The following is a 2,666-nucleotide window of genomic DNA, read 5'->3' as shown; positions in this document are numbered from 1 at the left end:
GACTTCCGGCGCTTCGTCTTCGCTGCGGGGTGGATCGAGGCGTAACCGGGGCATCGCGCAAGTCTACTCCAGCTTGCCGCCGCTTGGAGCAAGGAAGCGCAGCAGCCAGGCACACGCCAAATCGATCGCCTGCTGCCAGTCCGTCTCTTTCATCAGGTGTTCGGCGTCGGGAAACGATTGATGGCACAGCCGGTCGGGATCGTTGCGATACCAGTCCGTCAGCTCGGCGTGCAGCGCTGCGGCGGCCGCGGCGGGAACGACTACGTCAGCGCCCGCGGTCACCGACAGGAGAGCGGTTGGAAAGAAACGATCGACCGCCAGCCGAGAACCGTCCGGACGCCCCCTGGCGGGCGAACCGAGCAACGCGACGGCGGCACGCAGCCGGCGTTCGCGAGCAATCGCGCCATAGACGATGCAAGCGCCCATCGAAACGCCAGCGGCACCGATTCGCTCCGCATCGGCCCCCCCGCGATCGATCAGCCTATCAACCAGCATCGGCACTTCATCGACGGTTTCGGCAACCAGCGAATCGAAGAGCGGCTGCGCTTCGCGCGCGGATCGCGCCAGGCGCTGCGCAAGGTCGGGCGACTGGCGCTCGCCGTGGCCGACGGAGTCGATTCCCACTGCCAGCAAGCCGGCACCGGCAAGCTGAGCAAGCTCGCTGCGATGCACTTCCTTGTCGGCACTCCAGCCATGAAACCACAGCACCGTCGGCAATGGGCCGATCGCTGCCCGCGGGCGGGCGATCAGGGTCGGCACCTCGCCGAGCCAAGCATGCGTCCAGTCGATTGTCATCATCGGTAGCCCTTTCCGGCGAATTCCGGCTAACGGTCGTGACTTTTCCAGGCCCCCGATCATGAAAGTCATGACCGCTTCCCTGCCTTGCACGCCGGAATCATTCGCTGGGCGCAGAGCATGCGCTGCGAATTCCCCCTCCCACGGCCGGGTGCGATTGAAAGTGTTGGTCAAAGTCCCTTGTTCAATGGGGGTGTGATTCAAAGTGATGCGCCAGCGAAATGCTCTGGTTATGCGGCTTGCTTTTCGAGACCCTTCCAATAATCAGCCCATTCCCGGTTGGCGCGGTTGATCCGTAGGGCCAGCATGGCTTCGACATTTCTGGGTGCCCACCAGGCGCCGGGAAGCTTAAGTCGTTCCTGGATGACATAACGATGGGCGCTTTCGATTTCCCCCGAGCCGATCGGCAGACCGCGCTGTATCGCCCCTAGGTAGTCCAGTTGGGACAGGCGGTTACGGATATGGCGGTCGCATGCCGTGACGGGGTGGTCGTCGTGGTCGGCTTCGACCCATGGCGCGAGTGCTTCCAAGACGGCATCGACTTGATTTGCATGCAAGCGGCTCTTTTGCTTCTCCATCCACGCCTTGGGATCGGAGGCGGCACACACTTTGGACGCCTCACCGAGATATTCACAAAGATGAAAAAAGTCCACGAGAAACGCCCCCTGCGTGCCAAAGCGAAGGTCTAATTGCGAGGTAATCCAGGCCGCACCGTCCCCTACCGCATGAAGGTGGCTGCCAGGACCCAACCCGGCTTTCGCCGCGCAACGTGCCCACTGCCGCCCGCTTTCCTCGGCGCCACCGGCAAAATGCCCGCCAAACGACGGGGTCGCGCTGCCCACGGGATGCACCAGGCACAACCGGACTTCCTTCCAGAGCAAGGTCTTGCCCTGGCGTTTGTCCTGCGCATCGGGTGAGACTTCCCCCACTGGGACCATCGAACCGTCGATTTCCCCAATGAAAGTTCGGGAGTTTTTCGCTCCCGTCACCTCCTCTCGCGCCGTTTCTTGTTCGTAAATGGCTTGTGCGTGATGTTCGGTGATCCGCTGGGCCGTACTAACTGGCATGGCGATTCCATAGTGCTCTCTTAGCTTGTCTGGCACCTGTCCAAACGGCACGTCCGCTCCAAAGTCGGCCAACACTCGCTGTAACGCCAGGGAAGTGCCCCGGCAAGCCACTCCTGCTCGCTCACTGAAGCGCCGTTCGCTTCGCGTTCCCACTCGCCACAACGGCTCTTCTACCGTGATGTCGCCGAAAGTCGTGTGCCAGTAGAGTTTTTTTTACCCCCGCTTCGGCCCGCGGATGCCTGGCCTCCCCGTGCTGCACTTCGCGCAATCCCGTTCTGCGCCCAGGCCGTTAACACCTCATTGCCCATTTGTCGGACTTCTTCAATCACCCGGCGCTCAGCCGCGTCGGCTTTTTCCAAGTCGCCACCCGCATCCTCCACCACCCCGAGCAGGCTTTCAAAACGCGCACGTAACACCGGATGGCCATTGAGCCGTTGTAAAAAGATCAGGTCTTGTTCAGGCAGGTGGGGCATCGTTGGCTCCTCAGGTTCGTCATTACGGACATCCAGGGGGGATTGTATGCCGCGCATCACTTTGAATCACACCCTCGATTACCACGGTAAATTTGTTCTCAAGAAGCTCTCGATCCGGTGAGTGAGTTTTTCGTCATACGCAAGTAGTCGAAGACGAGGCGGGTCCGGAAGGAAAGCAAACGCATCATTTCGGCAATGGATTGCGAAGGTTTCTGGAAGGACTTGAGGATGCCGACGGCGAAGCGTCGGAGGCGAGTGACGTTTTCCGGGCCGAAGCCGGTCCGGATTCGGGAACGGTCCTCGTCGTAGTTCCAGTCGATGATGTAGTGAA

The 2,666-nt window shown here is 61.0% G+C and carries 2 protein-coding genes and 1 pseudogene; all 3 read right to left on the bottom strand.

Translation table 11 applies throughout. The features are described from left to right. Positions 1 to 63 precede the first annotated feature (63 nt). Entirely contained in the window at positions 64 to 798 is a 735-nt protein-coding gene (locus tag CAPSK01_RS10575; protein ID WP_034926156.1) for a dienelactone hydrolase family protein, read from the bottom strand. 227 nt (positions 799 to 1,025) lie between these two features. Further along, a protein-coding gene (locus CAPSK01_RS10570; protein WP_273703489.1) for an ISKra4 family transposase occupies positions 1,026 to 2,335 on the bottom strand; the annotation gives its coding sequence in 2 pieces (ribosomal slippage) (positions 1,026 to 2,075 and positions 2,078 to 2,335; 1,308 coding nt in all). A 98-nt stretch (positions 2,336 to 2,433) separates the two neighbouring features. After that, positions 2,434 to 2,666 (bottom strand): annotated as a pseudogene (locus tag CAPSK01_RS10565) (hypothetical protein); the annotation flags it as partial.

It is taken from the genome of Candidatus Accumulibacter vicinus (assembly GCF_000584955.1).
In the GTDB taxonomy this organism is placed as follows: Bacteria; Pseudomonadota; Gammaproteobacteria; order Burkholderiales; family Rhodocyclaceae; genus Accumulibacter; species Accumulibacter vicinus.
The sequence above is the reverse complement of the archived record's forward strand: the minus strand, read 5'-3'. Positions and strand labels throughout refer to the sequence as shown.